The following is a 25,011-nucleotide window of genomic DNA, read 5'->3' on the forward strand; positions in this document are numbered from 1 at the left end:
TTTATATGGATTATAAAGATACAAATGCAGCAGCTTCAACAATCACTTATAATAGAGATAAAATAGAAGCACCTACAGAAAATATTTACGAAGCAATTTCAATCATTGCTAAGAGAGCCTCTCAAATTAACGGAGATTTAAAGAAAGAGTTAGTAGATAAGTTAGATGAATTTGCAACTTACAACGATTCTTTAGAAGAGGTATTCGAAAATAAAGAACAAATAGAAGTATCTAAATTTTATGAGCGTTTACCAAAACCAACTGCAATTGCTGTAGAAGAATGGTTAAATGGTAAAGTATATTTTAGAACTCCAGAAACAGAATAATGTCTGTTTTAAGTGGTAAAAAAATCCTTTTAGGAATTACTGCTGGTATTGCAGCATATAAAACGGCTCATTTAGTTCGTTTATTTATAAAATTAGGCGCAGATGTTAAAGTAATTATGACACCTGCGTCTAAAGATTTTATAACACCTCTCACACTTTCAACACTTTCTAAAAATCCGGTTCATTCTACTTTTTATGATAAAGAAGATGAAAACGAATTGTGGAACAATCATGTAGATTTAGGTCTTTGGGCAGATTATATGGTTATTGCACCAGCAACTGCAAACACTTTATCTAAAATGGCAAATGGCACTTGCAACAATTTGTTGCTAGCAACCTATTTATCTGCAAAATGCCCTGTTTATTTTGCTCCAGCAATGGATTTAGATATGTATATTCATCCATCTACCAAACAAAGTTTAGAAAAACTACAATCTTTTGGCAATGTAATGATTCCTGCAACTTCTGGAGAATTAGCCAGTGGTTTGGTTGGAGAAGGAAGAATGGAAGAGCCAGAAGATATTGTCTCTTTTATAGAAAAAGACATTCTATCTAAATTGCCATTAAAAGGAAAAAAACTATTATTAACAGCTGGGCCAACTTATGAAGCTATAGATCCTGTTCGTTTTATAGGAAATCATTCTTCAGGAAAAATGGGATTTGCAATCGCAAAAGCAGCAGCTAATTTAGGTGCAGAAGTTTATTTAATTTCTGGTCCTAGTCATCAACAAATAAAACACTCTTTAGTTCATAGAATAGATGTAATCTCTGCAGATGATATGTACAATGCAGCACATCAATATTTTAGTAAAGTAGATATTGCTATCCTTTCTGCAGCTGTAGCAGATTATAAACCAAAAAATGTTGCTAATCAGAAAATAAAAAAGAAGGAAAGTGCGTTAGAGATTGAGTTATCACCTACAAAAGACATTTTGGCTTCTTTGGGGGCTATCAAAGAAAAACAATTTTTAGTAGGTTTTGCATTAGAAACCAATAATGAACTGGAAAATGCAAAGAAAAAACTAAAGAAAAAGAATTTAGATGCTATTGTTTTAAATTCTTTGCAAGATAAAGGTGCAGGTTTTGCAACAGACACAAATAAAATTACTATTATTGATAAAGATTTGAATGAAAAATCGTTCGGATTAAAATCTAAAGTTGAAGTTGCAAAAGATATTATAAATGAAATTTTAAGGAAAATTTCTTAACATTTGTCTCCTCGAGCATACTCGACCTGACAGTAAAAAGTAAAAAAGTGCATAAAATTTTAATTCTTTTTTTATTCTTATTTTCAGTTTCTACTGTAAACTCACAAGAACTTAATTGTTTGATTAATGTGAATTATAATCAAATTCAAGGTTCTAATACGCAGGTTTTTAAAACGTTACAAAAGTCTCTTACAGAATTTGTAAATCAAACAAAATGGACTAATAGAGAGGTAAAACCAGAAGAACGTATTAATTGCGCTATGAATATTATTGTAACTTCTAGGACAGATAATACATTTACAGCTACCTTGCAAGTACAATCTACAAGACCTGTTTACGGTTCTTCTTATGAGACGCCTATTTTAAATATTAAAGACAACGATTTTAACTTTAAGTACAATGAGTTCGACCCTTTAATTTATAACAGAAATTCATTTGATAGCAATTTAATTTCTACCATTGTTTTTTATGTAAACGTTATTTTGGGGGTAGATGCAGATACTTTTAAATTAAAAGGAGGAGATGCTTATTTAAAGGAAGCCCAGAATGTAATGTTGCAAGCGCAACAAAGTGGTTTGTCTTCTTGGCAAAATGTTGTAGGAAAACAAAATCGTTTTTTATTGATAGACAACCTCATGTCTCCCAAATTATTAACTTACAGAAGTGCAATGTACAATTATCACAGAAAAGGGTTGGATACTTTTGTAACCAATAAAAATACAGCAAAACAAACTGTAGAAGATGCAGTACTTTCTTTAGAGAATATTTTTAATAAAACTGTAGGTAATTATTTAATTCGTTTGTTTTTTGATGCCAAAGCAGATGAAATTGTAAATCTTTATGAAGATGGGCCAGAAACTAGAAATCAATCTAGGTTAGTTACAGCAGTAAGAAAGATATCTCCAAATAATAATTCTAAGTGGAAATCTATTAGGTAAAACTTTATTTATAATTAGTTCTTAATTTTCTTTCATTTTTTCACTAATTTCATCCCATAAAAATTAGTCAATTTGCTCACACAACTTTCTATTAATAACTACGCATTAATCGATTCATTATCAATTGATTTCTCTTCGGGTTTGTCTATTATTACTGGAGAAACTGGCGCTGGAAAATCGATACTTTTAGGTGCTTTAGGTTTGGTTTTGGGTAACAGAGCAGATTTATCTTCTTTAAAAGATACCACCCAAAAATGTATTGTAGAAGCTAAAATGGCGATAGCCAATTATAACTTAGAAGATTTTTTAAATAAAGCTGATTTAGATTACGAAGCAGAAACCATTATCAGAAGAGAAATTTTGCCTTCAGGAAAATCTCGTGCTTTTGTAAATGATACGCCTGTTACACTATCGGTTTTAAACGAATTAAGAAATAAATTAATTGATGTGCATTCGCAGCATCAAACCATGGAATTGTCAGATAATGCTTTTCAGTTTTCTATTATTGATGCCTTAGCGAATAATAAAAAGCAAATCGATTCTTACAAAAGAGGTTTTTTACAATTACAACAGTTAGAAAAAGAACTGAAAGAATTAGAACGTATTCAAAAAGAAGCAAACCAGCAATATGATTATAATTTGCATTTGTTTAAAGAGTTAGAAGAAGCAAATTTAAAAGTTGATGAGCAAGAAGATTTAGAAGAACGATTGGAGAAATTAAATAACATAGAAGATATAAAAATTAATTTATCTGAAGCGTTAGAAATTTCCATACATGAAGAAATAGGGATTCAGAATTTATTAAATACCTTAGAAAACCGTTTGTCTAAAATTGCTTCTTTTTCTAAAGAATATCAACAATTGGCAGAAAGAATAACTTCTGTAAAAATAGAAATAGATGATGTTGTAACAGAGTTAGAAGATGCCAATGAAAATGTAGATTTTAATCCAAACGAAGCAGAAGAAATTAATGACAGATTACAATTAATCTATAATTTGCAAAAAAAGCACTATGTAAATTCAGTTCAAGAATTATTAGTCGTTTTTGATGAATTATCCGAAAAAGTACAGCAAGTCGAATCTGCAGAAGATACAATCAACAAGAAAAAACAGGAAATACATTCTGTCTCAGAAAAGTTAGACAAAGTAGCCGATTTAATTACAAAATCAAGAACAACTGCAATCCCAAAATTAACCAAAGAATTAGAAAGTTTGTTAGCTGATTTAGGCATGCAAAATGCCCGTTTTTCTATAAAAATAAAACCAACAATTATCTATTTTCCAAACGGAAAAGACAATTTAGAATTTTTATTTTCAGCAAATAAAGGGGGAAGTTTTGGAGAATTGAAAAAAGTAGCTTCAGGAGGAGAATTATCGAGAATAATGCTGTCTGTAAAGAAAGTGTTATCAGAAAATATACATTTGCCAACTATTATTTTCGATGAAATAGATACAGGAGTTTCAGGAGAAGTTTCCAATAAAATTGCAGCTATTATGCAACAAATGAGCAACCACATGCAAGTTGTTGCCATTACACATTTACCACAAATAGCAGCAAAAGGTAACAACCATTATAAAGTGTATAAACAAGAAATAAATGGTGTTACAACTACGAATTTAAAACAACTTTCAAACGAAGAAAGAATTGTAGAAATTGCAGAAATGTTAAGTGGAAAAGATATCTCAGCATCTGCTTTAACACATGCAAGAGAATTATTGAATTAGTTTATAGTTAATTAGAAAATAGAAAATAGAGAATAGAGAATAGAGAAGTAGCGAGTGTCGTTTCGAAATGAGCTTTTTAGCGATTGAGAAACCTTATAGCACAAAAAAATATCAACTAAAAACCATCACCCAAAAACCAAAAAACACCATGTACAACTTACTAAAAGGAAAAAAAGGAATCATTTTCGGTGCATTAAACGAACATTCCATTGCTTGGAAAGTAGCAGAAAGAGCACATGAAGAAGGAGCAGAATTTGTGTTAACAAACGCACCAATTGCAATGAGAATGGGAGAGTTAAATGCTTTAGCAGCAAAAACAGGTTCGCAAATTATTCCAGCAGATGCAACTTCTGTAGAAGATCTAGAGAATTTGGTAGCAAAATCTATAGAAATTTTAGGCGGAAAAATAGATTTCGTGTTACATTCCATTGGTATGTCTGTAAACGTAAGAAAAGGTAAGCACTACACAGACCCAAAATACGATTTCACAACAAAAGGTTGGGACGTTTCTGCGGTTTCTTTTCATAAAACTATGAATGTTTTGTACAACAAAAACGCCATGAATGAGTGGGGAAGCATTGTCGCTTTAACGTATATGGCTGCACAAAGAGTTTTTCCAGATTATAATGATATGGCAGATAACAAAGCGTATTTAGAAAGTATTGCACGTAGTTTTGGGTACTTCTTTGGACGCGATCATAAAGTGCGTGTCAACACCATTTCTCAATCGCCAACACCAACCACTGCAGGAAGTGGTGTAAAAGGTTTTGATGGTTTTATTGCTTATGCAGAAAAAATGAGTCCTTTAGGAAACGCAACAGCTGCAGATTGTGCAGATTACACGATTTCTTTATTTTCCGATTTAACAAAAAAGGTAACTTTACAGAATTTATTTCACGATGGAGGTTTCTCTAATATGGGTGTTAGTGATGCAGTTATGGAAAAATTCGAGTAAAACTGTCACCTTGAGCGCAGTCGAAAGGTCTTTTTTTAAGTAGCTATTTCGCGCTTTTCGCACTCGCTTTTTTTTATGCTGAATTTATTTCAGCATCTCACTTATTAAATAACATATTTTATCATTGCAACAGATACTAAATCGAGTTCAGCATAAAAAAAGAGCTCAAACAATTGCTTCAATCACGGCTAAACTTGTTTGCAAACGATTAGAAAACTTTTAAGTAAATCATATTAAAAAGTTGAAGTTTTAAGAATTAAAAACCTTCAACTTTTTTTATTTTTTTACATTTACATTAAAGAAAGTTTTAGAAGTAACTCAACTTTTAAACTTTTAAACTTTTAAACTTTAAAACCTTGAAACTACTTTTCAGTATCATAATCCCAGTTTACAATCGTCCACAAGAAATAGACGAGTTATTAGAAAGTCTTATAAAACAAGATTTTTCTGAGGATTTCGAGGTTTTAATTATAGAAGATGGTTCTACAAATTCATCAGAAACAATTGTAGAAAAATATAAAAATAAGCTTGATTTAAAATATTATTTCAAAGAAAATAGTGGGCCAGGAGCCAGTCGTAATTACGGAATGCAAAAAGCCACAGGAAATTATTTTATCATTTTAGATTCAGATGTTATTGTTCCACCTCAATACTTATCAATAGTACAAAAAGCGTTAGAAGAGAATTATACAGATGCTTTTGGAGGTCCTGATGCAGCTCATCATAGCTTTACAGCTTTACAAAAAGCCATAAATTACTCTATGACTAGCTTTTTAACCACAGGTGGTATTCGTGGAAAAAAAAATGGAGTAGGCAAATTTCAGTTACGAAGTTTTAATTTGGGAATGTCTAAAAATGCCTTTAAAGCTACCCAAGGTTTTTCTGATATGAAAACAGGAGAAGATATCGATTTTACTTTTAGGCTTTGGGAAAATGGATTTGAAACCCAATTGATAGAAAAAGCATTCGTATATCATAAACGTAGAAGCACTATACAACAATTTTTTAAGCAAACATTCGGTTTTGGAACAGCAAGACCCATTCTAAATAAAAAATATCCAAAGAGTGCTAAGATTACTTTTTGGTTTCCAAGTATATTTATTTTGGGACTTGATGTAAGTATTTTATTGGCTTTTTTTGGGTATTATCAACTATTTTATTTTTATGCATTTTATTTTTTATTAATTTTCATAGATTCTCTGCTTCAAAATAAAAATATAAAAGTTGCTTTTTTGAGTATTATAACTTCTTTTACTCAGTTTTTAGGGTATGGTTTGGGGTTTTTAAAATCTATTTTTTTGGCATAATTCGCTAACGTGTTTGTGTATGCTTTGTTGCGTGGTTAAGCAACTAATTTAGCAAATACAAACCGAATAGAAAATCCGCGAGGACTTTCGCAAGTGAGCAAAAAGCCAGTAATAAAGTTTATACTTTGTTGTGTGTAGTTTTTTTCATACATAAATTCCATTTTCAACGTTAATTTATATTGCTTTCAATTTTAATTTTTTTATTCGAAATTATGAAATTCAATTGTTGTTTTAAATTTCTCATATTTTCCCAAATTTATTCTACTATTTTCAGGGTTTTTGGAAGAATAATAAACATTGAACTTTTTTCCAATACAATTTTTAGTTCCGTCTTCGCATTTAAAAGGATTTATTCCAGTTTGTCCTGAATATTTTTTCCCATTTACTTTATACTCGTAACTCAAAGAATATCGAGCTTGATATAGTTTCATTAGTTTCGTAATAGTTCCTTTAGTTTTTTTTGTATTCTCTTTTATATCAGATTCAACTAAATAATGTTTTAAAACAAAAAGTCCAATTATAATTGAACAAATTGTAATTATATAAATATTTTGTCTTTTCATTAATTATAGAATATTTTTTTATTCTTTTTTTCTAATTTTTAAAAATTCAATTTATTTTGAGTCAGTTGAATAATTACACAAAACGTAATCTCGTATATGACAGAGTTTTAATTCGTTATATACGAAGTTAGCGAAGTTAAACTTTTTGAGTGAAAAAATCAATAAGTAAAAATACCTATTTTACTAATTAAATTTTATTTAATGTTTTAATTTGTAAATCATCTAAAGAATTTGCCTCGCTTTTAAATTCGATAGTAACCGATTTATTTGGTAATAAATCAAAAAAGTTATCAGAAAAATGACCTTTATATTTTGAATAAAGAAATACATCTTTTTGTAAAACTTCACTTTTTAAGGTGATTTTAAAACCATTTTTTGTTTTAATAATTTCTTTTTCTATATTTCCTTTTGGTAGATTTAACTCTTTAGGTTTTGTAAAATAGAAGTAGGATGTCTGGTTTTTAAATTCGGCTATTAAAAGAGAATTTTTAGCATCAATTTTATTCAAAGAAAACTCATAAAATTGCTGACTACTATTTTTTATTACTTCAATTTCTTTAGTATTTGACCATTTTACATTGCCATAAAAATCAATTATTTTTAATTCTAATTTACCTTTTAAGTTTTTAAAAGTGTCATTAATAATAAACGTTTTTACAGAACTATTGTTAATGACAGAAGAAATGAATACATTCTCAAAAGCTTTTTTAGCTTTGTATTGCAACGCTTTCCAATTTCCAAAATAATCAATACTAGACCAAGAAATTGCTGGCCAACAATCATTTAATTGCCAATACAAAGTGCCCATATTGTAGGGTTTTGCTCTTCTGTGTGCTTCAATGCCCATTACAATTCCTTTGGCTTGTAATAACTGACTTACATAAGCATAATCTTCATCATTTGTTGGGACTTTATAATCACGAGCCATGTACTCTTTAATTAATTGAAAACCTCTAGCATGTTTTTGATGCGATTTTATAGCAGCTGTTTTTAAATTTATGGTATCTTTTTGGTTGATGTAATTAACAGTTTCGAAACTAGGAAAAGATTGAAAACCAAACTCGCTCATAAATCTCGGAACTTGTTTCTGAAAATGTTCAAAAGGAGTAGCATCATGCCAAACCCACCAATCATGTGCATCTCCTTCTTTTTCATATTTAGGATTTCCACGACCGTATTTTGGTGAAGTTTCCCAATAATCTGTTTCAGAATTTTCTGCGACTGTATTTGGTAAAATGGAGTCAAAAACAGCTAAATAATCTCTCCAAATTTCTTGTTTTTCTTTTTCGGTTCTGTTGGCTTGCCAACCCCAACGTTTCCAACCTTCTGAGTTTTCGTTATTTCCACACCACAAAGCCATAGAAGCATGGTTTCGTAAACGTTTTACTTGCTGTTCTGCTTCTTTTTTTACATTTTTTAAAAAAGATTTATCACCTGGATACATTGCACAAGCAAACATAAAATCTTGCCAAACCAGTATTCCTTTTTCATCACATAAATCGTAGAAAATATCGTTCTCATAAATTCCTCCTCCCCAAACTCGCAACATATTCATGTTAGAACTTACCACATCAGAAAGTAGTTTTTTATAATGAGCATTGGTAACTTTATTCTGAAAACTATTTTGTGGAATGTAATTCGCCCCTTTTGCATACACAGGTTTTCCATTGACTTCAAAATAAAAAGACTCGCCAATACTATCTTTTTTGTTGATGAGTTTTATTGTTCGAACACCATATTTAGTAGAAATGCTATCTAAAACTTGATTGTCTTTTTTAACAACAACTTTAATGTTGTATAAATAAGGTTCGCCTAAATTATGAGGCCACCATAATTTAGGATTTTTAATTTTAACAGGAAAAATTAATGGTATAAGAGGATTTGAATATCTTTTGTAAGATATGCTATCATTTACATAAACTTCATAATATATATCATCAAAATTGCTTTCAAATTCTTCTAATTCAATTAGTAAATTAGCTTTTTCTTTTGATATGCCAACTTTTTTAATATTAATATTTTCAATTTTATAATCATTCCAAGCAGTAATAGAAACATCTTTCCAAATCCCAGAAGTGTTTAATTTTGGTCCCCAATCCCAACCATACTGAAATTGTGCTTTTCTGGTGTAAAAGCGTTTTCCTTCTGGTAATTTATAAGGGTTTTTTGCTTCTTTTTGAGTTTCAATTTCATCAGTATTGTTAAAGATAATTTTTAACTCATTTTCTTTTTTAGCTAATTCTTTGATGTTGTAATTCCATTTTCTAAAAGCATTTTCTGTTGTTCCTATTAAAGAATCGTTTAAGAAAATAGTTGCATACGTATCCAATCCATTAAAATTAAGTTCGATGTTTTTCTTTTTTAAAATTTCATCAGAAAGAGTGAAAGTGGTTTTGTATTCCCAATTTTTTGTAGCAACCCATTGTACTTTTTCTTCGTTATTTTTAATAAAAGGGTCATCTATAATTTTGTGATGTAATAAGTCTGTAAATACATTTCCAGGAACAGTTGCAGATTTCCAATCGAGAGTATCAACTCCTTTAAATTGCCAATTTTGGTTTAGCAAAATTGTAGTGGGCAAGTCAACTTTAGGGTGACAACTTTGTATTAAAATACATAAAAATAAATAAAAAAAATTGTCAATTCGAGTGAAATTGAAAATTGAAAATTTTCGGTTTTGTATCGAGAATAAAGTTTTTAAACTTTTAAAAAGTTCTCGATACAATTTTTTATCAAAAATTACTCGAACTGACAATATATATGGTTTAAGCATTTTTGATTACTTTTAAAATATCTTTGATGGTTTTAATATCTGAAATAGTTTGGGAAGTGTTTCCAAAAAAAATACTTTGTTCAGTATTTACAATTTTAGAAGCAGAACTGTGAATTTCTTTTAGACCAGCTTCTTTAAATTGTTTCGCATTTTTGGCATTGATTCCACTTCCTGCCAAAATAGTTAATTTATCTTTTGCAATTTCTTGTAATTCTGTTAGCAATTCAATTCCATCAATTGCTTTTTCTTGCAAACCAGAAGTTAAAATTCTATCGACACCTAAATTGATTAGTTGTTGTAAAGATTTTTTGGGATTTGTAACACAATCAAAAGCTCTGTGAAACGTAAATGAAAGTGGTTTTGATAGTTTTATTAATTCTTTTGTTCTTTCAATATCAATAGAGTTATCAGTATTTAAAACTCCAGAAACAATTCCGTTAAAATCGAATTCTTTACAAATTTTGATATCAGATTTCATTTGTTCGAATTCAGCATCAGCATAACAAAAGTTACCACTTCTTGGTCTTATTAAAACATTTACTGGAATCGTAATTTCTTCAGCAACTTTTTTTAATAAACCATAAGAAGGTGTAATTCCGCTAACAGAAAGTTCAGCACAAAGTTCAATTCTGTCAGCTTTGGCTTTTTCTGCATTTTTTGCAGATTGATATGAATTTGTACAGATTTCTAAAACCATATTTTATGTAATTTAAACCTCAAAAGTTTTTAAAACCTTTGAGGTTTGATGTATTTTTATTCCACAACAATTTCATCTATAAACGTCCAAGCTTTATTTCCTGCACCTTGTTTTCCTTCTGGAATAATCCCGTAATTTGGAATTTTAAGTTTGATAGAATTTACTATTATTTTTTCTTTATTTTCAATTACATCTTCTATTGATAAATCATAATCAACAAGCAAAGAATCTTTGTTTACTAATTTTGTTAATGACGTAATTATTCTTCCATCATTTAAATATAAATATGAATAAATTTTATCAGGCGCATAAATCCACTGTCCATTTCCATTATGAAATCGCGTAGAAATTGAATTTACTTCTGTTGGTTTATTAAACTCAATGGTAATTTCTACATCATCACCTTTAAAACCCAACCATTCTTTATCTCCAAAACGTTTATTATCTCCAGAAATACCATTGATTAATGCCTGTTTTCCTCCAACATTGTATGCTTTATGTGGTTCAACATTTAAAGTTATTTTCTGGCCAACAGCTTTATGTAAATTAATTTTTTGTTCAAAAATAGTTCCTAATTGATTTCCATCATCATCAAAAACAGCCGCTTTTATAGTTGTAGATGAATCGATTTGTATCGGATTTTTGTATTCAGAATGTAACAAATATACTGGCTCTTTTCCATCTAAAGTATAAACAATTTTTTTGTCTGTGGTAGTCTTTAATTTATACTTCAAATCCCCATTTTTATTAACCAAAGTACCTTTTACTTCGTATAAGTGATTGGCATAATTTACATTCATAGCATCTAAACGCTTATTAAAATGCTCCAAACGACTTATAAAATTAGTGTAGTTTTTGTTGTCAGATTTAGACCAAACAACTTCACTCAGAGCAATTGCTCTTGGAAAAGCCATATATTCTACTTTTTCTGGAGTTGGTATATATTCTGTCCACACATTTCCTTGCGCTCCTAAAACATATTTTGCTTCTTCTTTTGTTAGCTCTTTTGGAATTGGGTTAAAATTATATACCTTTTCTAAAGGTAAAAACCCTCCAATTGCCAAAGGTTCATTCTCGTTATTAGATTGATAATGATCAAAGTAACAATGAGAATTTGGAGTTAAAATCACATCGTGTTTTTGTTTCGCAGCTTCAATAGCTCCATGAATTCCCCTCCAAGACATAACAGTTGCATTGGGTGCTAAACCACCTTCTAAAATTTCATCCCAACCAATAATTTGTTTTCCTTTAGAGTTGATGTATTTTTCCATTCTAGTAATAAAATAGCTCTGCAATTCATGTTCATCTTTCAAACCTTCTTTTTTGATAAGTTTTTGACAATGCTTACAGTTTTTCCACCTTTTTTTAGGAGCTTCATCTCCACCAATATGAATGTACTTTCCTGGAAATAAATCTACAACTTCATCTATAACATCCTCAAGAAATTTAAAAGTGGATTCTTTTGGGCAGTATACTTCATCAAAAACACCCCATTTTGTGGCTACCTTAACTTGTTTTGGTGCTGAGCTTGACGAAGTACAACCTAATTCTGGGTATGCAGCAATAGCTGCTTGAGAATGTCCAGGCATTTCTATTTCTGGGATAACAGTTATTTGTCTTGCTGAAGCATATTTTACAATGTCTTTGATTTCTTTTTGAGTGTAAAATCCACCATATTTTTTTCCATCAAATTTGTGTGGTTGGTCTGAATAGTGGCCAATTAGAGTTTCATCTCTAAATGCTGCAATTTCTTGTAGTTTAGGGTATTTTTTAATTTCAATTCGCCAACCTTGGTCTTCTGTTAAATGCCAATGGAAGGTATTCATTTTTAACATAGACATCAAGTCTAAATATTTTTTGATAAAATCTACAGAAAAGAAATGACGACCAACATCTAAATGCATGCCTCTATACACAAATCGAGGTTCATCCTTAATTTCTAAACATTGTATTGCAAATTCTTTTTCATTTGATTTTTCAAAATTTACAGGTAATAGTTGTCTTAAAGACTGAAACGCATAAAAAGCACCTTTTGAACTTTTTGCAGAAATTAAAATTTCTTCTGGAGTAATTTTTAAAAGATAGCCTTCATCATTAGAAATAGAAGCATCAATTTTAAAATTGATACTGTTTTTAGCACCACTATTTAACTTGATTTTTTTAGTACTTTCAAGATAATTTTTTAAAAAAATAGCTACTTCTTTCAAGTCTTCATCATAAACCAATTTAGTATTATTATTTAAAATAAAAACCCCTTCATTAATAATTTGTTTATTAGGAACAGGAATAATTGATGGAGTTAAAGCTACTTTTTTGTTGTTAAAACACGCTGTTAATAGTATAACTAATGTTGTATACATTACAATTTGTGTTGTTTGTCTAAAAATGTTCATTTGCGAATTGATTGATAATGGTTATCTTGCTAATTTAGACAAAAAAATATATTTATTTACAGATGAAAAATCAATCTATAACCTCACTTATTTTAATCTTTTTCGTTTTTATTTCTTGTAAAGAGAAAATAATTATTGTTGAAGCAAAAAAAGACAAAAAACTAATTTCTTACGTAAATCCATTTATTGGAACTGGTGGTCATGGACATACATACCCAGGAGCAACAATGCCTTTTGGTATGATGCAACTAAGTCCAGATACACGTTTAGATGGTTGGGATGGCTGTTCTGGATATCATTATTCAGATGATGAAATTTACGGTTTTACCCACACGCATTTAAGTGGAACTGGAGTTTCTGATTATGGAGATATTTTACTGATGCCAACAAACAAACAGGTGTTTAATAATGGTGCTGACACTTCGTCAAGCTCAGTGCAGGTTCAAGGTTATAAATCGAAATTTTCGCACGACAAAGAAGTTGCAGAACCTGGATTTTACAAAGTTCATTTAGACGATACAAATATAGATGTAGAGTTAACTGTTTCTAAAAGAAGTGGAATGCATAAGTATAGTTTTCCTTCTGCTGAAAATCAATTTGTAATTTTAGATTTGGAGCATAGAGATGAAGTTTTAGACGCCAAAATTGATAAAAAATCTGATACAGAAATTGTAGGTTATAGGCATTCTAAGGCTTGGGCAACAGACCAACGTTTGTTTTTTGTGATAAAAACTTCACATCCTTTTAAGGATGTTTTACAATCACCTTTAAAAAAGGGATTACCTGGAGGAAGAAAATCTGCGTTAAAATTTATCAACCCAAACAACGAACCCGTTTTTGTCAAAGTAGGAATTTCAGCAGTAGATATAGAAGGCGCAAAAAAGAATTTAGAAGGAGAAATAGGAAATCAAACTTTTGAACAAGTTAAAAAAACAGCACAAGACTTTTGGGAAAAACAATTAGAAAAAATTGTAATTGAAGATACAAGTGAAGACAATAAAACGAATTTTTATACATCAATGTATCACGTTTCTATTGCACCAAATTTATATCAAGATGTAGATGGACGTTATAGAGGAATGGATTTAAAAATCCATCAAACCAAAGATTTTGACTATTACACTGTTTTTTCTATGTGGGATACTTATAGAGCTGCACATCCTTTGTATACCATTATAGAACAAGAAAAAACCAACGATTTTGTAAATACGTTTTTAGCAAAATATGATGAAGGTGGTATTATGCCAATTTGGGATTTGGCTGCAAATTATACTGGCTGTATGATTGGTTATCATGCAGTTGCTATTATTGCTGATGCCTATTTAAAAGGAATCAAAAATTATGATGTAGAAAAAGCTTTTACAGCCATGAAACATTCTGCAACTCGTGATAAATTAGGGTTGGATTCTTATAAAAATTTCGGATTTATTCCTGTTGAAAAGGAATCTGAATCAGTTTCTAAAACATTAGAATATGCCTATGATGATTGGACAATTGCGCAAATGGCAAAGTCTTTAGGAAAGAAAGATGATTATAAAACCTATTCAGAAAGAGCACAATATTATAAGAATATTTTTGATCCAAGTACTCAATTTATGAGAGGACGTTTTAGAAATACTTGGTTTGCACCTTTTGATCCTTATGAAGTGAATTTTAACTACACAGAAGCAAATTCTTGGCAATATAGTTTTTACGTACCACAAGATATTTCTGGTTTTATAAAATTACTTGGAGGAAAAGATAAACTAGAGAATCAATTGGATAAACTGTTTACTGCAAAAAATAAAACTTCTGGCAGAAATCAAGCAGATATTACAGGTTTAATTGGGCAATATGCACATGGAAATGAACCAAGTCATCATATGGCGTATTTGTATAATTTTGTTAATAAACCAGCAAAAACTCAAGAGAAAATTCGTCAGATTTTAACAGAATTGTACACAAATACTCCAGATGGAATTTCTGGAAACGAAGATTGTGGACAAATGAGTGCTTGGTATATTTTTAGTTCTCTAGGTTTTTATCCTGTAACTCCAGGTGCTAATCAATACATTATTGGTTCGCCTTTATTCCAAAAAGCGACTATTAATTTAGAATCAGGAAAAACGTTTACGGTTGAAGCTAAAAATCAATCAGCAGAAAATAAGTACATAAAATCCGTAAAACTAAATGGTGATGATTATGAGTATTCGTATATCAATCATCAAGATATTATGAATGGTGGTAGTTTGGTTTTTGAAATGACAAACCAACCAACAAATTGGGGAACAAAAGACGAATATATCCCATCAACAGAAATTAAAAATCATTTAATTGTTGCTGCACCTTTTATAGCTAAAGGAAAAACTGCTTTTAAAGGAAGTACAGAAGTTACTTTAGAAAATGTAGATAAAGAAGCGACTATTTTTTATAGTTTGGGTGGAGAATTTGAAAAATATTCAAAACCATTTACCATTTCTGAGAAAGCAACTTTAAAAGTGTATTCAGAAAAAAATGATGTAAAAAGTGCAACAATAACCACAGATTTTTATAAAATTGACCCAAATATTAAAATTGAATTACAGACAAAATATGCAAATCAATACAATGCAGGTGGAGATAATGCTTTAATTGATGGAATTCTTGGAGCAGAAGATTTTAGAACTGGAACTTGGCAAGGGTATTTTGATACAGATTTAGTTGCTATTGTTGATTTAGGAAGTGAAAAAGAAATTAATGAAATTTCAGTTGGTTTCTTACAAGACCAACGTAGTTGGATTTTTCTGCCAAAAGAAGTAATAATTCTTGGTTCTAAAGATGGTAAATACTTTAATAAATTAGAAAATAAAGAATTTGATAACTCTCAACCTTCTGATGATGTGAAAATTGAAAATGCAATATTTAATTCTAATAAATATGGCAATAATTCGAAACCTAAATATAGATATATAAAAGTACGTGCTTTTAAATTAGGCGAACTCCCCAAATGGCATTTAGGATACAAACACGATGGAAGAAGTTGGTTGTTTGTAGATGAAATTCAGATAAAATAAAAAGTCTGTCATTCCTGCGTAGGCATGAATCTATAATATAATATAAGTATGGTTAAAAAAATATTTTTAGCATTTTTTGCAATTTCATTAGCAAGTTGTAACACAAAATCAACCTCAAATTCTGAAATAAAAGAAAGTAACTCTTTAAAAGATTTTGTGCAGTTTGTAAACCCAATGATTGGAACCAGTAAAATGGGGCATGTTTTTCCTGGGGCAACAGCACCTTTTGGTATGGTTCAATTAAGTCCCCAAACCAACTTCGAGGTTATGTTTAAAGGTGGGAAATACAATTCTGCTACTTATGAGTATTGTGCAGGTTATCAATATAGAGATACTACAATTGTAGGTTTTGCACACACGAATTTTAGTGGAACAGGACATTCAGATTTAGGAGATTTATTAGTAATGCCAACTGTTGGAGATTTAATTTTAGACCCAATTGAAACCAAAGATGGCAAAAAAGGATTTTACTCTAAATTTTCTCATGAAAACGAAATTGCTAAAGCTGGTTATTATAAAGTAGACTTAGAAAGTTACAATATTAAAGCAGAATTAACTGCTTCAGAACGTGTTGGGTTTCATCAATATACATTTCCAAAATCTACGGAATCTCATATTTTGTTAGACTTGGTGTACAATGTATATCATCATGATAATAAAAATGTATGGACGTTTTTACGTGTTGAAAATGATTCAACATTAACAGGTTACAGACAAACCAAAGGTTGGGCAAGAGATAAAAAGGTGTTTTTTGCAGTCAAATTTTCGAAACCATTTAAAAGTTATGGTCATAAAAAATATGATAAACTAACCTATGATGGTTTTTACAGACGTTTTAATCAAGATGAAAACTTCCCAGAAATGGCAGGAAAAGATATTCGTGCTTATTTTAATTTTGATACTGATAAAGGTGAACAAATAAAAATAAAATTTGCGCTATCTCCAGTAAGTTCTGCAGGTGCCATGAAAAACTTGGAAGCAGAAATTCCACATTGGAATTTTAACAAAACAAAAGAAGAAACACAACAAAAATGGAACAATGAACTCTCTAAAATTGAAGTAGAAACGATAGAAGAATCACAAAAAGAAACTTTTTATACAGCTTTGTATCACACTATGTTAAGTCCGATTTTGTACGAAGATGTAGATGGAAAATATAGAGGTTTAGACCAAAACATTCATACTTCTGATGGATTTACAAATTACACTATTTTTTCACTTTGGGATACTTACAGAGCATTACATCCTTTGTTTAATGTTATTCAGCAAGAAAAAAATAACGACATGATAAAATCGATGTTGGCACATCAAAAAGAAAGTGTACATAATATGTTGCCAATTTGGAGCCATTATGCCAATGAAAATTGGTGTATGATTGGATATCATGCAACTTCTGTAATTGCAGATGCTGTTGTTAAAAATGTTGGCGATTTTGATAAAAATCAGGCTTTAAAAGCATCTGTAGCAACTGCAAACGTTTCTTATTTTGATGGTTTGGGCGATTATATCAAATACAAGTATGTTCCAGATGATAAAAGCCATTCATCAGTATCAAAAACTTTAGAACTGGCTTATGATGATTGGACAATTGCACAAATTGCAAAAAGTGTTGGAGATGCATCAACAGAAAAAACATTTTTAGAAAGGTCTGAATATTATAACAATGTTTTCAACAAAGAAAATGGGTATATGAGTCCAAGATTGGCAGATGGAACTTTTCGTAGAAATTTTAATCCTTTGGATACGCATGGACAAGGTTTTATAGAAGGAAATGCTTGGAATTATGGTTTGTATGTGCCTCATCAACTAGATAAAATGATAGCAATGATGGGAGGAAAACAATCGTTTTCTAAACGTTTAGACTCTTTATTTACAATGGAAATTGAAGACAAATACATTGCAAAACACGAAGATATTACTAGAGATGGAATTATTGGAAATTATGTGCATGGAAACGAACCTGGACATCATATTCCGTATTTGTATAACTGGACAGGTGATGAATACAAAACACAAGCAAGAGTGAGAATGATTATGGATACCATGTATGGAATTGGAGTAGATGGTTTGTGTGGAAATGATGATGCAGGACAAATGAGTGCTTGGTATATTTTTAGTAATTTAGGTTTTTATCCTGTAACTCCAGGCTCTAATAAATATGCTTTGGGAAGTCCGTTAGTTAAGAAAGCAACATTGAATTTAGAAAACGGAAAAACGTTAGTAATTTCTACTAAAAATCAGTCTAAAAAAAATGTATATGTTTCTAAATTAACAATTAATGGAAAAGTAATTGATAGAAATTATATATTGCATGATGAATTAATGAATGGAGGAGAGTTTGTATTTACAATGTCTAATCAACCAAAAAAATAAACATTTTTTTGTCACCATGAGCGCAGTCGAAAGGTCTTAAAACAATAAATAATGAAACGTAGAAATTTTATAAAAAAAGCATCAGTAACAGGATTAGGATTCGTTGCTGTTTCATCAACAATTATAAGTTGTGATACTGATAAAAAAGAAAGTAAAACTGCAATTTCATTTAAAGGAAAAGCTATAAGACCTTTGGTAATTGCAACTTGGAAAACAGATTTAGCAGTAGAAACTGCAGCTAAAGTTTTAGAAAAAGGAGGTTCTGCATTAGAAGCTGTAGAACAAGGTTGTAGAATTGAAGAAGCCAACGAAAAAGGACAATCTGTAGGAAAAGGAGGCTTGCCTGACAGAGATGGAAACGTAACTTTAGATGCTTGTATAATGGATGAAAAAGGAAATTACGGAGCAGTTTTAGGCGTTAAAAACATAAAACACGTAATTTCTGTGGCAAGAAAAGTAATGGAAGATACTCCACATGTAATGTTGGTTGGAGATGGAGCAGAAAAATTTGCAGTAGAAAAAGGTTTTAAAAGAGAGAATTTATTAACAGAAGCTTCCAAAAAAGCATGGGAACAATGGAAAATAAAATCAGAATACAAACCGATTATCAATATAGAAAACCATGATACTATTGGTATGTTAGCAATTGATAAAAAAGGAAATATTTCTGGAGCTTGTACTACAAGTGGTTTGGCTTACAAAATGGCTGGTAGAGTAGGAGATTCTCCAATTATTGGAGGAGGATTGTTTGTAGATAATGAAGTTGGTGGAGCCTCTGCAACTGGTTTAGGAGAAGAAGTTTTAAAAACTGTGGGTAGTTTTTTAATTGTAGAGTTAATGAGACAAGGAAAAACGCCACAAGAAGCTTGTGAAGAAGCTATTGGCAGAATAGTAAATAAACCAGGAAAAAATTATAAAGATTTTCAGGTAGGTTACATTGCAGTAAATAAACAAGGAGAAACTGGTGCATATTCTATTCATGAATGGTTTAGCTACAATGTTTATAAGAACAAAGAGAACAAAAACATAAAATCAGATTATTTTAATAAAGCATAAATATGTCAACAACTTCAACTAACAAATCTTACAAAAGTGCCTTTATATTTTTAACTACATTATTTTTCCTTTGGGGATTTATAACAGTTTTAGTAGATAGCTTGGTACCAAGATTAAAAGACGTTTTCGAAATGTCTTATGCAAAAACTGTTTTGGTGCAATTTGCTTTTTTTGTGGCATTTTTTGTTTTTTCTCTTCCAGCAGGAGCAATTTTGTCTAAAATTGGTTACAAAAAAGGAATTGTTTTAGGGCTATTAATAATGGCAGCAGGTTGTTTGTTATTTTATCCTGCAGCCTCATTTCGTTCTTTTCCTGTATTTTTATTTGGGTATTTTACATTAGCAGGAGGTATTACAGTGTTGCAAGTAGCTGCAAATCCTTATGTAGCTTTATTAGGAAGTGAAGAAGGCGCAAGTAGCCGTTTAAATTTATCGCAAGCATTTAATTCTTTAGGAACTACAATTGCGCCAGTAGTAGGTGCTTTATTTTTATTGAGTGATTCTGTAAAAACATCATCAGAAATAGAATTACTAAATGCTGTAGACAAAACCAATTATTATGCTGCAGAGGCTGCAACAGTTCAAACACCATTTTTATTAATTGCTTTAGCAATTGGGTTTTTAGCACTCGTTTTTGGGTTTTTAAAACTACCAACTGTTATGCAAGAAAGTCCAAAAGGCGGTTATATTACTTTGCTAAAAAACAAATTGATGCTCATGGGCGCTTTAGGAATTTTTGTATATGTAGGAGCAGAGGTTGCTATAGGAAGTTTTTTAGTCAACTATTTTGTAGATATGAATTTAGCACCATTGGTTGCTGCCAATGAAACTATGATGAGTATTGCCAATACTATTGCAAGTACATTTAATAAAACATTTACAGATTCTGACCCAAAATCTTTATTAGCCATTTTTGTTATTTTTTATTGGGGAGGAGCAATGATTGGACGTTTTGTAGGAGCATATTTAACCAAAATTATGGCTCCAGGAAAAGTGTTAGCAATTTTTGCTTCATTAGCTATTGCTATGATTGTAATTTCTATAAATACTACAGGTTTATTGTCTATGTGGTCTATTTTAGCTGTAGGATTATTCAACTCTATTATGTTTCCAACCATTTTTACATTAAGTTTAGAAGGTTTAGGAGATTTAAAAGCACAAGCTTCTGGTTTACTATGTATGGCAATTGTGGGTGGTGCAATTATCCCTTTTATATTTGGGAGTTTAATAGACGGTTTTGGATTTAAAACAGCATTTATTTTAACAATTCTTTGTTATGGATATATTTTGTTTTTTGGGAGGTTTAAAGCGAATAAAGTGTAGATGAACTCACAATTATTATTTTTTAATAGTTCAAAAGATTTAGAAACTTTGTCTAAAGAGATTTTTAACTCTTTAGGTATTTCAAATTTTTTAAAAGGTAATAGTTTAAATGTTTACAAAGGGATTTATTATTCTAGTAACTTACTTGGAATGAAAATTAAATTAGAATATAATTCTTATGATTATGAAGGTGATTATAACTTTATGATTTCAATAGATAATAATGTTTTATCCAATTCAATAATCAATCAAGAAAGTATAAATTCTATAACAAAAATTATAATTAACATTATATCTTTAAATACTGATATTAAGTTAGCGCAAGAAATTGAAGGTAAACTAATTTGTCTATAAAAAAACCGAAACAATTAAGTTTCGGTTTGAGTATTTGTTTTTGTAAGCGTTACTTGCTATTTTCTTCTTTTCTGCTGTGCTTGTTGTTCTTGCGCTTGTTTCATAGCAGTGTCAATACGTTGTCTAAATTTACTTTTCTTCTTTTCTGGACGTTTTTTGTTTTCTTCTATTTGCGCAATAATTTTCTTTTCATCTATTACATAGTTTTTAATTACTAACATAATTGCTATTGTTAATAGGTTAGAAATAAAGTAGTATAAACTTAAAGAACTTGCATAGTTGTTAAAGAAGAATAACATCATAATAGGAGAAAAGTAAATCATATACTTCATCATTTTGCTCATATCTGGCATTCCTTCTTGAGGTGGAGCTTGCATATTTGCTTGTTGGCTTTGGTTCATTTTCATATAGAAGAAAATAGCTACAGATGCCAAAATTGGAAATAAACTTACGTGATCTCCATAAAAAGGAATTTTAAAAGGTAAGGTAAAAATGGTATCATAAGAAGATAAATCTGGAGCCCATAAAAAACTTTCTTGTCTTAAAGAGATATTTGTAGGGAAAAACTTAAACAAAGCAAAGAATACTGGCATTTGCAATAATGCAGGAATACAACCAGACATCATACTTACTCCAGCTTTTCGTTGAATTGCCATGGTTTCTTGCTGACGTTTCATCGCGTTTTCTTTTCCTGGGTACTTTTTATTTAAGGCTGTTAATTCTGGTCTAATTACCTTCATTTTTGCACTCGATAAATAAGATTTGTAAACCAAAGGAGACATAAAAATACGAACAACAATAGTCATCAAAATAATAATCAAACCATAATTACTCATAAACCCTTTAAGAAAATTAAATACAGGATAAAATAAATTTCTATTTAAAAACCCAAAAATACCCCAACCTAAATCTGCTGTTTCATCTAAATCTGTGCCTTTAAAAGTTTTCAATAAATTATAATCACTTGGTCCATAATACCATTTCATATTATAATTTAACTCTCCATTGGTTAATGCTAAAGGTGTTTTTAACTCGTAACGTTTTGTAAAAACGGTATCAATTTCTTCATCTTTTACCAAATCTGTAGAGGTTACACTTGCATTATTAAAAGGAGTATCTGTTAATAAATTAGATGTAAAAAAGTGTTGTTTGTAAACAACCCAATCTACATCATTTATCACTTCTGTATTACCAGCATTTAAGTAGTCTACTTCATCCTCAGTTTTATAGTAGTAATAAGAATACATCGTATTTTCTGTACGTAAACTTTTTTCATGCCTGTAACCATTTAAAGACCAATCTAAATTAATTGGATTCGAAGAATTAATTACATTAGACAAACCCTGAGAACGTATGGCAAAATTTACCATGTATTCTTTTGGTTTCATTTCGTATCTGTATTCTAAAAACTGAGAGTCAGAAACTTTTAGCTTCATAGAAAGCACTTGATTTTCTCCATTTTTAGTAATAGTAGGCTCAAAAAACAAGTCTTTTGTATTTAAAATACGGTTGTCAGTTGTCCCAAAATTGATATTAAAAGACGCATTGTTGTCCTTTATCATATATAAAGGCAAAGAATCGTAAGTTTTATAATTCTTTATTAATGCTTCTTTAATTTGTCCACCTTTATTATCAATCGTTAATTTTACAACTTCATTTTCTAAAACATACGAACCTTCTGCACCATTAATGGCACTATGAGCAAATGCACCTAATTTATTGGTAAGTGCAATTTCTTTTAAAGAATCGTTTTCAAAAACAGGTTTATTTTCTGTAATTGTATTTGTGTTTTCTTTTGTAGTGTCTACAACTTGTTCGGTTTTTGTTGAAGTGTCTAGAGGTTCATCAGGTTTGCTAGTATTCATCCAGTATAATAAAATACCACCTAATAAAATCATTCCTATAAAAGAATTGATATCAAATTTTTTTTGTTCCATTTTTTTATGTTGTCAATTTGTCATTAAATCAGATTTAATTTCTGATAAAAATCCGACAAATGTAGTGAAAAAGCAGTTTTTATGTTGATTTTACTACTTTATATTTTATGAACTTATATAGTTCAATATGTGTTCCTTTTTTTAAAATGTCACCTTGAGCGTAGTCAAAAAGTTTCCTTTATAGTTCTCGACTGCGCTCTAACTGACATAAATTAGTGTCTTATTGTTTAGAATACTTTAAAGCAGCTTTAATAAAATCTACAAATAAAGGATGAGGGTTTAAAACCGTACTTTTATATTCTGGATGATATTGTACACCAACAAACCAAGGATGAGCAGGGATTTCCACGACTTCTACCAATCCTGTTTTTGGATTAATTCCAGTTGCTTTCATGCCTTTTAACTCAATTTGGTCTTTGTATTCATTATTAAATTCATAACGATGTCTATGACGTTCGCTAATTAATTCTTTTTGATAAGCATCATAAATTTTAGAATTTGGAGATAATTTACAATTCCAAGCTCCTAAACGCATTGTGCCTCCTTTTTCTGTCACGTCTTTTTGGCTTTCCATAATATTAATGACAGGATTTTTACAGTCTTTTTTCATTTCTGTAGAAAATGCATCTACTAAGCCTAAAACATTTTTAGAAAACTCAATAACCGCCATTTGCATTCCTAAGCAAATCCCGAAAAAAGGAATATTATTTTCTCTTGCGTATTGAACTGCTTTTATTTTTCCATCAATACCTCTATCACCAAAACCAGGAGCAACCAAAATACCATCTACACCTTTTAATTTTTTCTCGTAATTTTTTGGTGTTAAACTCTCTGAATGTACCCAACGTACATTTACTTTAGTTTCATTAGATGAGCCTGCGTGAATAAAAGCTTCTGTAATTGATTTGTAAGAATCTTGTAACTCAATATATTTACCAATTAATGCAATTTCAACTTCAGAAGTAGGGTTTTTATGTTTTCTTAAAAACTCGTTCCAAACTTTTAGTTCAGGTTGTTTTTCTGATGATAAGTGTAGTTTCTTTAAAACAACTTCATCTAAACCTTCATCTAACATTAAGTTAGGAACATCATAAATAGTTTCTGCATCTATAGATTGTATGACATCTTCTTTTTTAACATTGCAGAACAATGCTAATTTACGTTTAATGTCATCAGAAATTTCGTGTTCTGTTCTACAGACTAAAATATCTGGACTTACACCACTTTGCATCAACATCTTTACAGAGTGTTGGGTAGGTTTTGTTTTTAACTCTCCAGCAGCAGCTAAATATGGGACTAATGTTAAGTGAATTACAATGGCATTTTCTTCTCCTTTTTCCCACAACATTTGTCTTACAGACTCTACATAAGGTAAAGACTCAATATCACCAACTGTCCCACCAATTTCTGTGATAACAATATCATAATCGCCAGTTTCTCCTAAAAGTTGAATTCGATGCTTAATTTCATCAGTAATATGAGGAATAACTTGAACTGTTTTTCCTAAAAAATCTCCTTTTCGCTCTTTATCTATTACAGATTGATAAATTCTACCTGTAGTTACATTGTTAGCTTGCGAAGTTGGAATATTTAAAAAGCGCTCATAATGACCTAAATCTAAGTCGGTTTCTGCACCATCATCTGTTACATAACACTCTCCATGTTCGTAAGGATTTAAAGTTCCTGGATCTATATTAATATAAGGATCTAATTTTTGAATGGTTACAGAAAAGCCTCTTTGTTGCAGTAATTTGGCTAATGATGCTGCAATAATTCCTTTTCCAAGTGATGATGTTACGCCTCCTGTTACAAAAACGTATTTAGTATTGTGCATGGTTACTTTAGGTTTGCGCAAAAGTACTAACTCTAAAAATTCTGTCAAATAAAAAGAAGAAAAACATTTTAAGAAAATGTTGTTTTTAACATCTAAAAAATATTTTTATTTTTTTTAAAATACTATTTGCCATAAATAAAAACAGTTGTATATTTGCCCACGCTTTTGAGGAGTAAAATCGGAAAGCAAACAAAATTTAATAAAGAAGACTTTTAAAA

17 protein-coding genes are annotated in these 25,011 nt (G+C 30.2%); 11 read left to right on the forward strand and 6 right to left on the reverse strand.

Features of this window, described 5'->3' with window-relative positions; translation table 11 throughout:
• Positions 1 to 5 precede the first annotated feature (5 nt).
• The 6 genes from ACY2RW_RS04830 (at position 6) to ACY2RW_RS04855 (ending at position 6,459) form a co-directional block, all read left to right on the forward strand.
• Complete coding sequence (locus tag ACY2RW_RS04830; protein ID WP_490121572.1) at positions 6 to 326, forward strand: DNA-directed RNA polymerase subunit omega; 321 nt, start codon at positions 6 to 8, stop codon at positions 324 to 326.
• Entirely contained in the window at positions 326 to 1,534 is a 1,209-nt protein-coding gene (gene coaBC, locus ACY2RW_RS04835; protein ID WP_490121573.1) for a bifunctional phosphopantothenoylcysteine decarboxylase/phosphopantothenate--cysteine ligase CoaBC, read from the forward strand. Before ACY2RW_RS04830 ends, coaBC begins: the two co-directional genes overlap by 1 nt.
• 47 nt (positions 1,535 to 1,581) lie before the next feature.
• Positions 1,582 to 2,472, forward strand: a complete 891-nt coding sequence (porD, locus tag ACY2RW_RS04840) for a type IX secretion system protein PorD (protein WP_490121574.1) — start codon at positions 1,582 to 1,584, stop codon at positions 2,470 to 2,472.
• 72 nt (positions 2,473 to 2,544) lie between these two features.
• Positions 2,545 to 4,197, forward strand: a complete 1,653-nt coding sequence (recN, locus tag ACY2RW_RS04845) for a DNA repair protein RecN (RefSeq protein ID WP_490121575.1) — start codon at positions 2,545 to 2,547, stop codon at positions 4,195 to 4,197.
• A gap of 148 nt (positions 4,198 to 4,345) precedes the next feature.
• A complete protein-coding gene (locus tag ACY2RW_RS04850) occupies positions 4,346 to 5,152 on the forward strand; it encodes an enoyl-ACP reductase FabI (RefSeq protein WP_490121725.1) in 807 nt (268 codons plus the stop codon).
• Positions 5,153 to 5,508: 356 nt separating this feature from the next.
• Entirely contained in the window at positions 5,509 to 6,459 is a 951-nt protein-coding gene (locus tag ACY2RW_RS04855; protein WP_490121576.1) for a glycosyltransferase family 2 protein, read from the forward strand.
• 200 nt (positions 6,460 to 6,659) lie between these two features.
• Here ACY2RW_RS04855 and ACY2RW_RS04860 read toward each other — a convergent pair whose 3' ends face one another.
• The 4 genes from ACY2RW_RS04860 to ACY2RW_RS04875 all read right to left on the reverse strand — a co-directional run bounded on the left by ACY2RW_RS04860 (position 6,660) and on the right by ACY2RW_RS04875 (position 12,885).
• On the reverse strand, positions 6,660 to 7,022 hold the full coding sequence (locus ACY2RW_RS04860) for a DUF3592 domain-containing protein (protein WP_490121577.1): 363 nt from the start codon (positions 7,020 to 7,022) through the stop codon (positions 6,660 to 6,662).
• Between the two features lie 187 nt (positions 7,023 to 7,209).
• Complete coding sequence (locus ACY2RW_RS04865) at positions 7,210 to 9,603, reverse strand: beta-mannosidase (protein ID WP_490121578.1); 2,394 nt, start codon at positions 9,601 to 9,603, stop codon at positions 7,210 to 7,212.
• A 184-nt stretch (positions 9,604 to 9,787) separates the two neighbouring features.
• Positions 9,788 to 10,492 carry a copper homeostasis protein CutC gene (locus ACY2RW_RS04870; RefSeq protein WP_490121579.1) on the reverse strand — a complete coding sequence of 235 codons (705 nt, stop codon included), beginning with the start codon at positions 10,490 to 10,492 and terminating at the stop codon, positions 9,788 to 9,790.
• Between the two features lie 56 nt (positions 10,493 to 10,548).
• Positions 10,549 to 12,885, reverse strand: a complete 2,337-nt coding sequence (locus tag ACY2RW_RS04875) for a beta-N-acetylhexosaminidase (protein ID WP_490121580.1) — start codon at positions 12,883 to 12,885, stop codon at positions 10,549 to 10,551.
• A gap of 62 nt (positions 12,886 to 12,947) precedes the next feature.
• Between ACY2RW_RS04875 and ACY2RW_RS04880 the strand changes: the two genes are divergently transcribed.
• The 5 genes from ACY2RW_RS04880 to ACY2RW_RS04900 are packed head-to-tail and all read left to right on the forward strand — an operon-like array spanning position 12,948 to position 21,022.
• Positions 12,948 to 15,917, forward strand: coding sequence for a GH92 family glycosyl hydrolase (locus tag ACY2RW_RS04880; protein ID WP_490121581.1), 2,970 nt, complete (start codon positions 12,948 to 12,950; stop codon positions 15,915 to 15,917).
• Between the two features lie 48 nt (positions 15,918 to 15,965).
• Positions 15,966 to 18,290, forward strand: coding sequence for a GH92 family glycosyl hydrolase (locus ACY2RW_RS04885; protein WP_490121582.1), 2,325 nt, complete (start codon positions 15,966 to 15,968; stop codon positions 18,288 to 18,290).
• Positions 18,291 to 18,341: 51 nt separating this feature from the next.
• A complete protein-coding gene (locus ACY2RW_RS04890; protein WP_490121583.1) occupies positions 18,342 to 19,346 on the forward strand; it encodes an isoaspartyl peptidase/L-asparaginase family protein in 1,005 nt (334 codons plus the stop codon).
• A 2-nt stretch (positions 19,347 to 19,348) separates the two neighbouring features.
• Positions 19,349 to 20,668: a sugar MFS transporter gene (locus tag ACY2RW_RS04895; RefSeq protein ID WP_490121584.1), complete on the forward strand. Its 1,320-nt coding sequence runs from the start codon at positions 19,349 to 19,351 to the stop codon at positions 20,666 to 20,668.
• Complete coding sequence (locus ACY2RW_RS04900; RefSeq protein ID WP_490121585.1) at positions 20,669 to 21,022, forward strand: hypothetical protein; 354 nt, start codon at positions 20,669 to 20,671, stop codon at positions 21,020 to 21,022.
• Between the two features lie 56 nt (positions 21,023 to 21,078).
• Here the strand turns inward: ACY2RW_RS04900 and yidC are convergent, their stop codons facing one another.
• Together yidC and pyrG are read right to left on the reverse strand one after the other, a co-directional pair.
• Complete coding sequence (gene yidC, locus ACY2RW_RS04905) at positions 21,079 to 22,959, reverse strand: membrane protein insertase YidC (protein ID WP_490121586.1); 1,881 nt, start codon at positions 22,957 to 22,959, stop codon at positions 21,079 to 21,081.
• A gap of 220 nt (positions 22,960 to 23,179) precedes the next feature.
• Positions 23,180 to 24,793, reverse strand: coding sequence for a CTP synthase (gene pyrG / locus ACY2RW_RS04910; RefSeq protein ID WP_490121587.1), 1,614 nt, complete (start codon positions 24,791 to 24,793; stop codon positions 23,180 to 23,182).
• Positions 24,794 to 25,011: the final 218 nt, after the last annotated feature.

Source organism: Polaribacter sp. 2305UL8-11, from assembly GCF_058147165.1.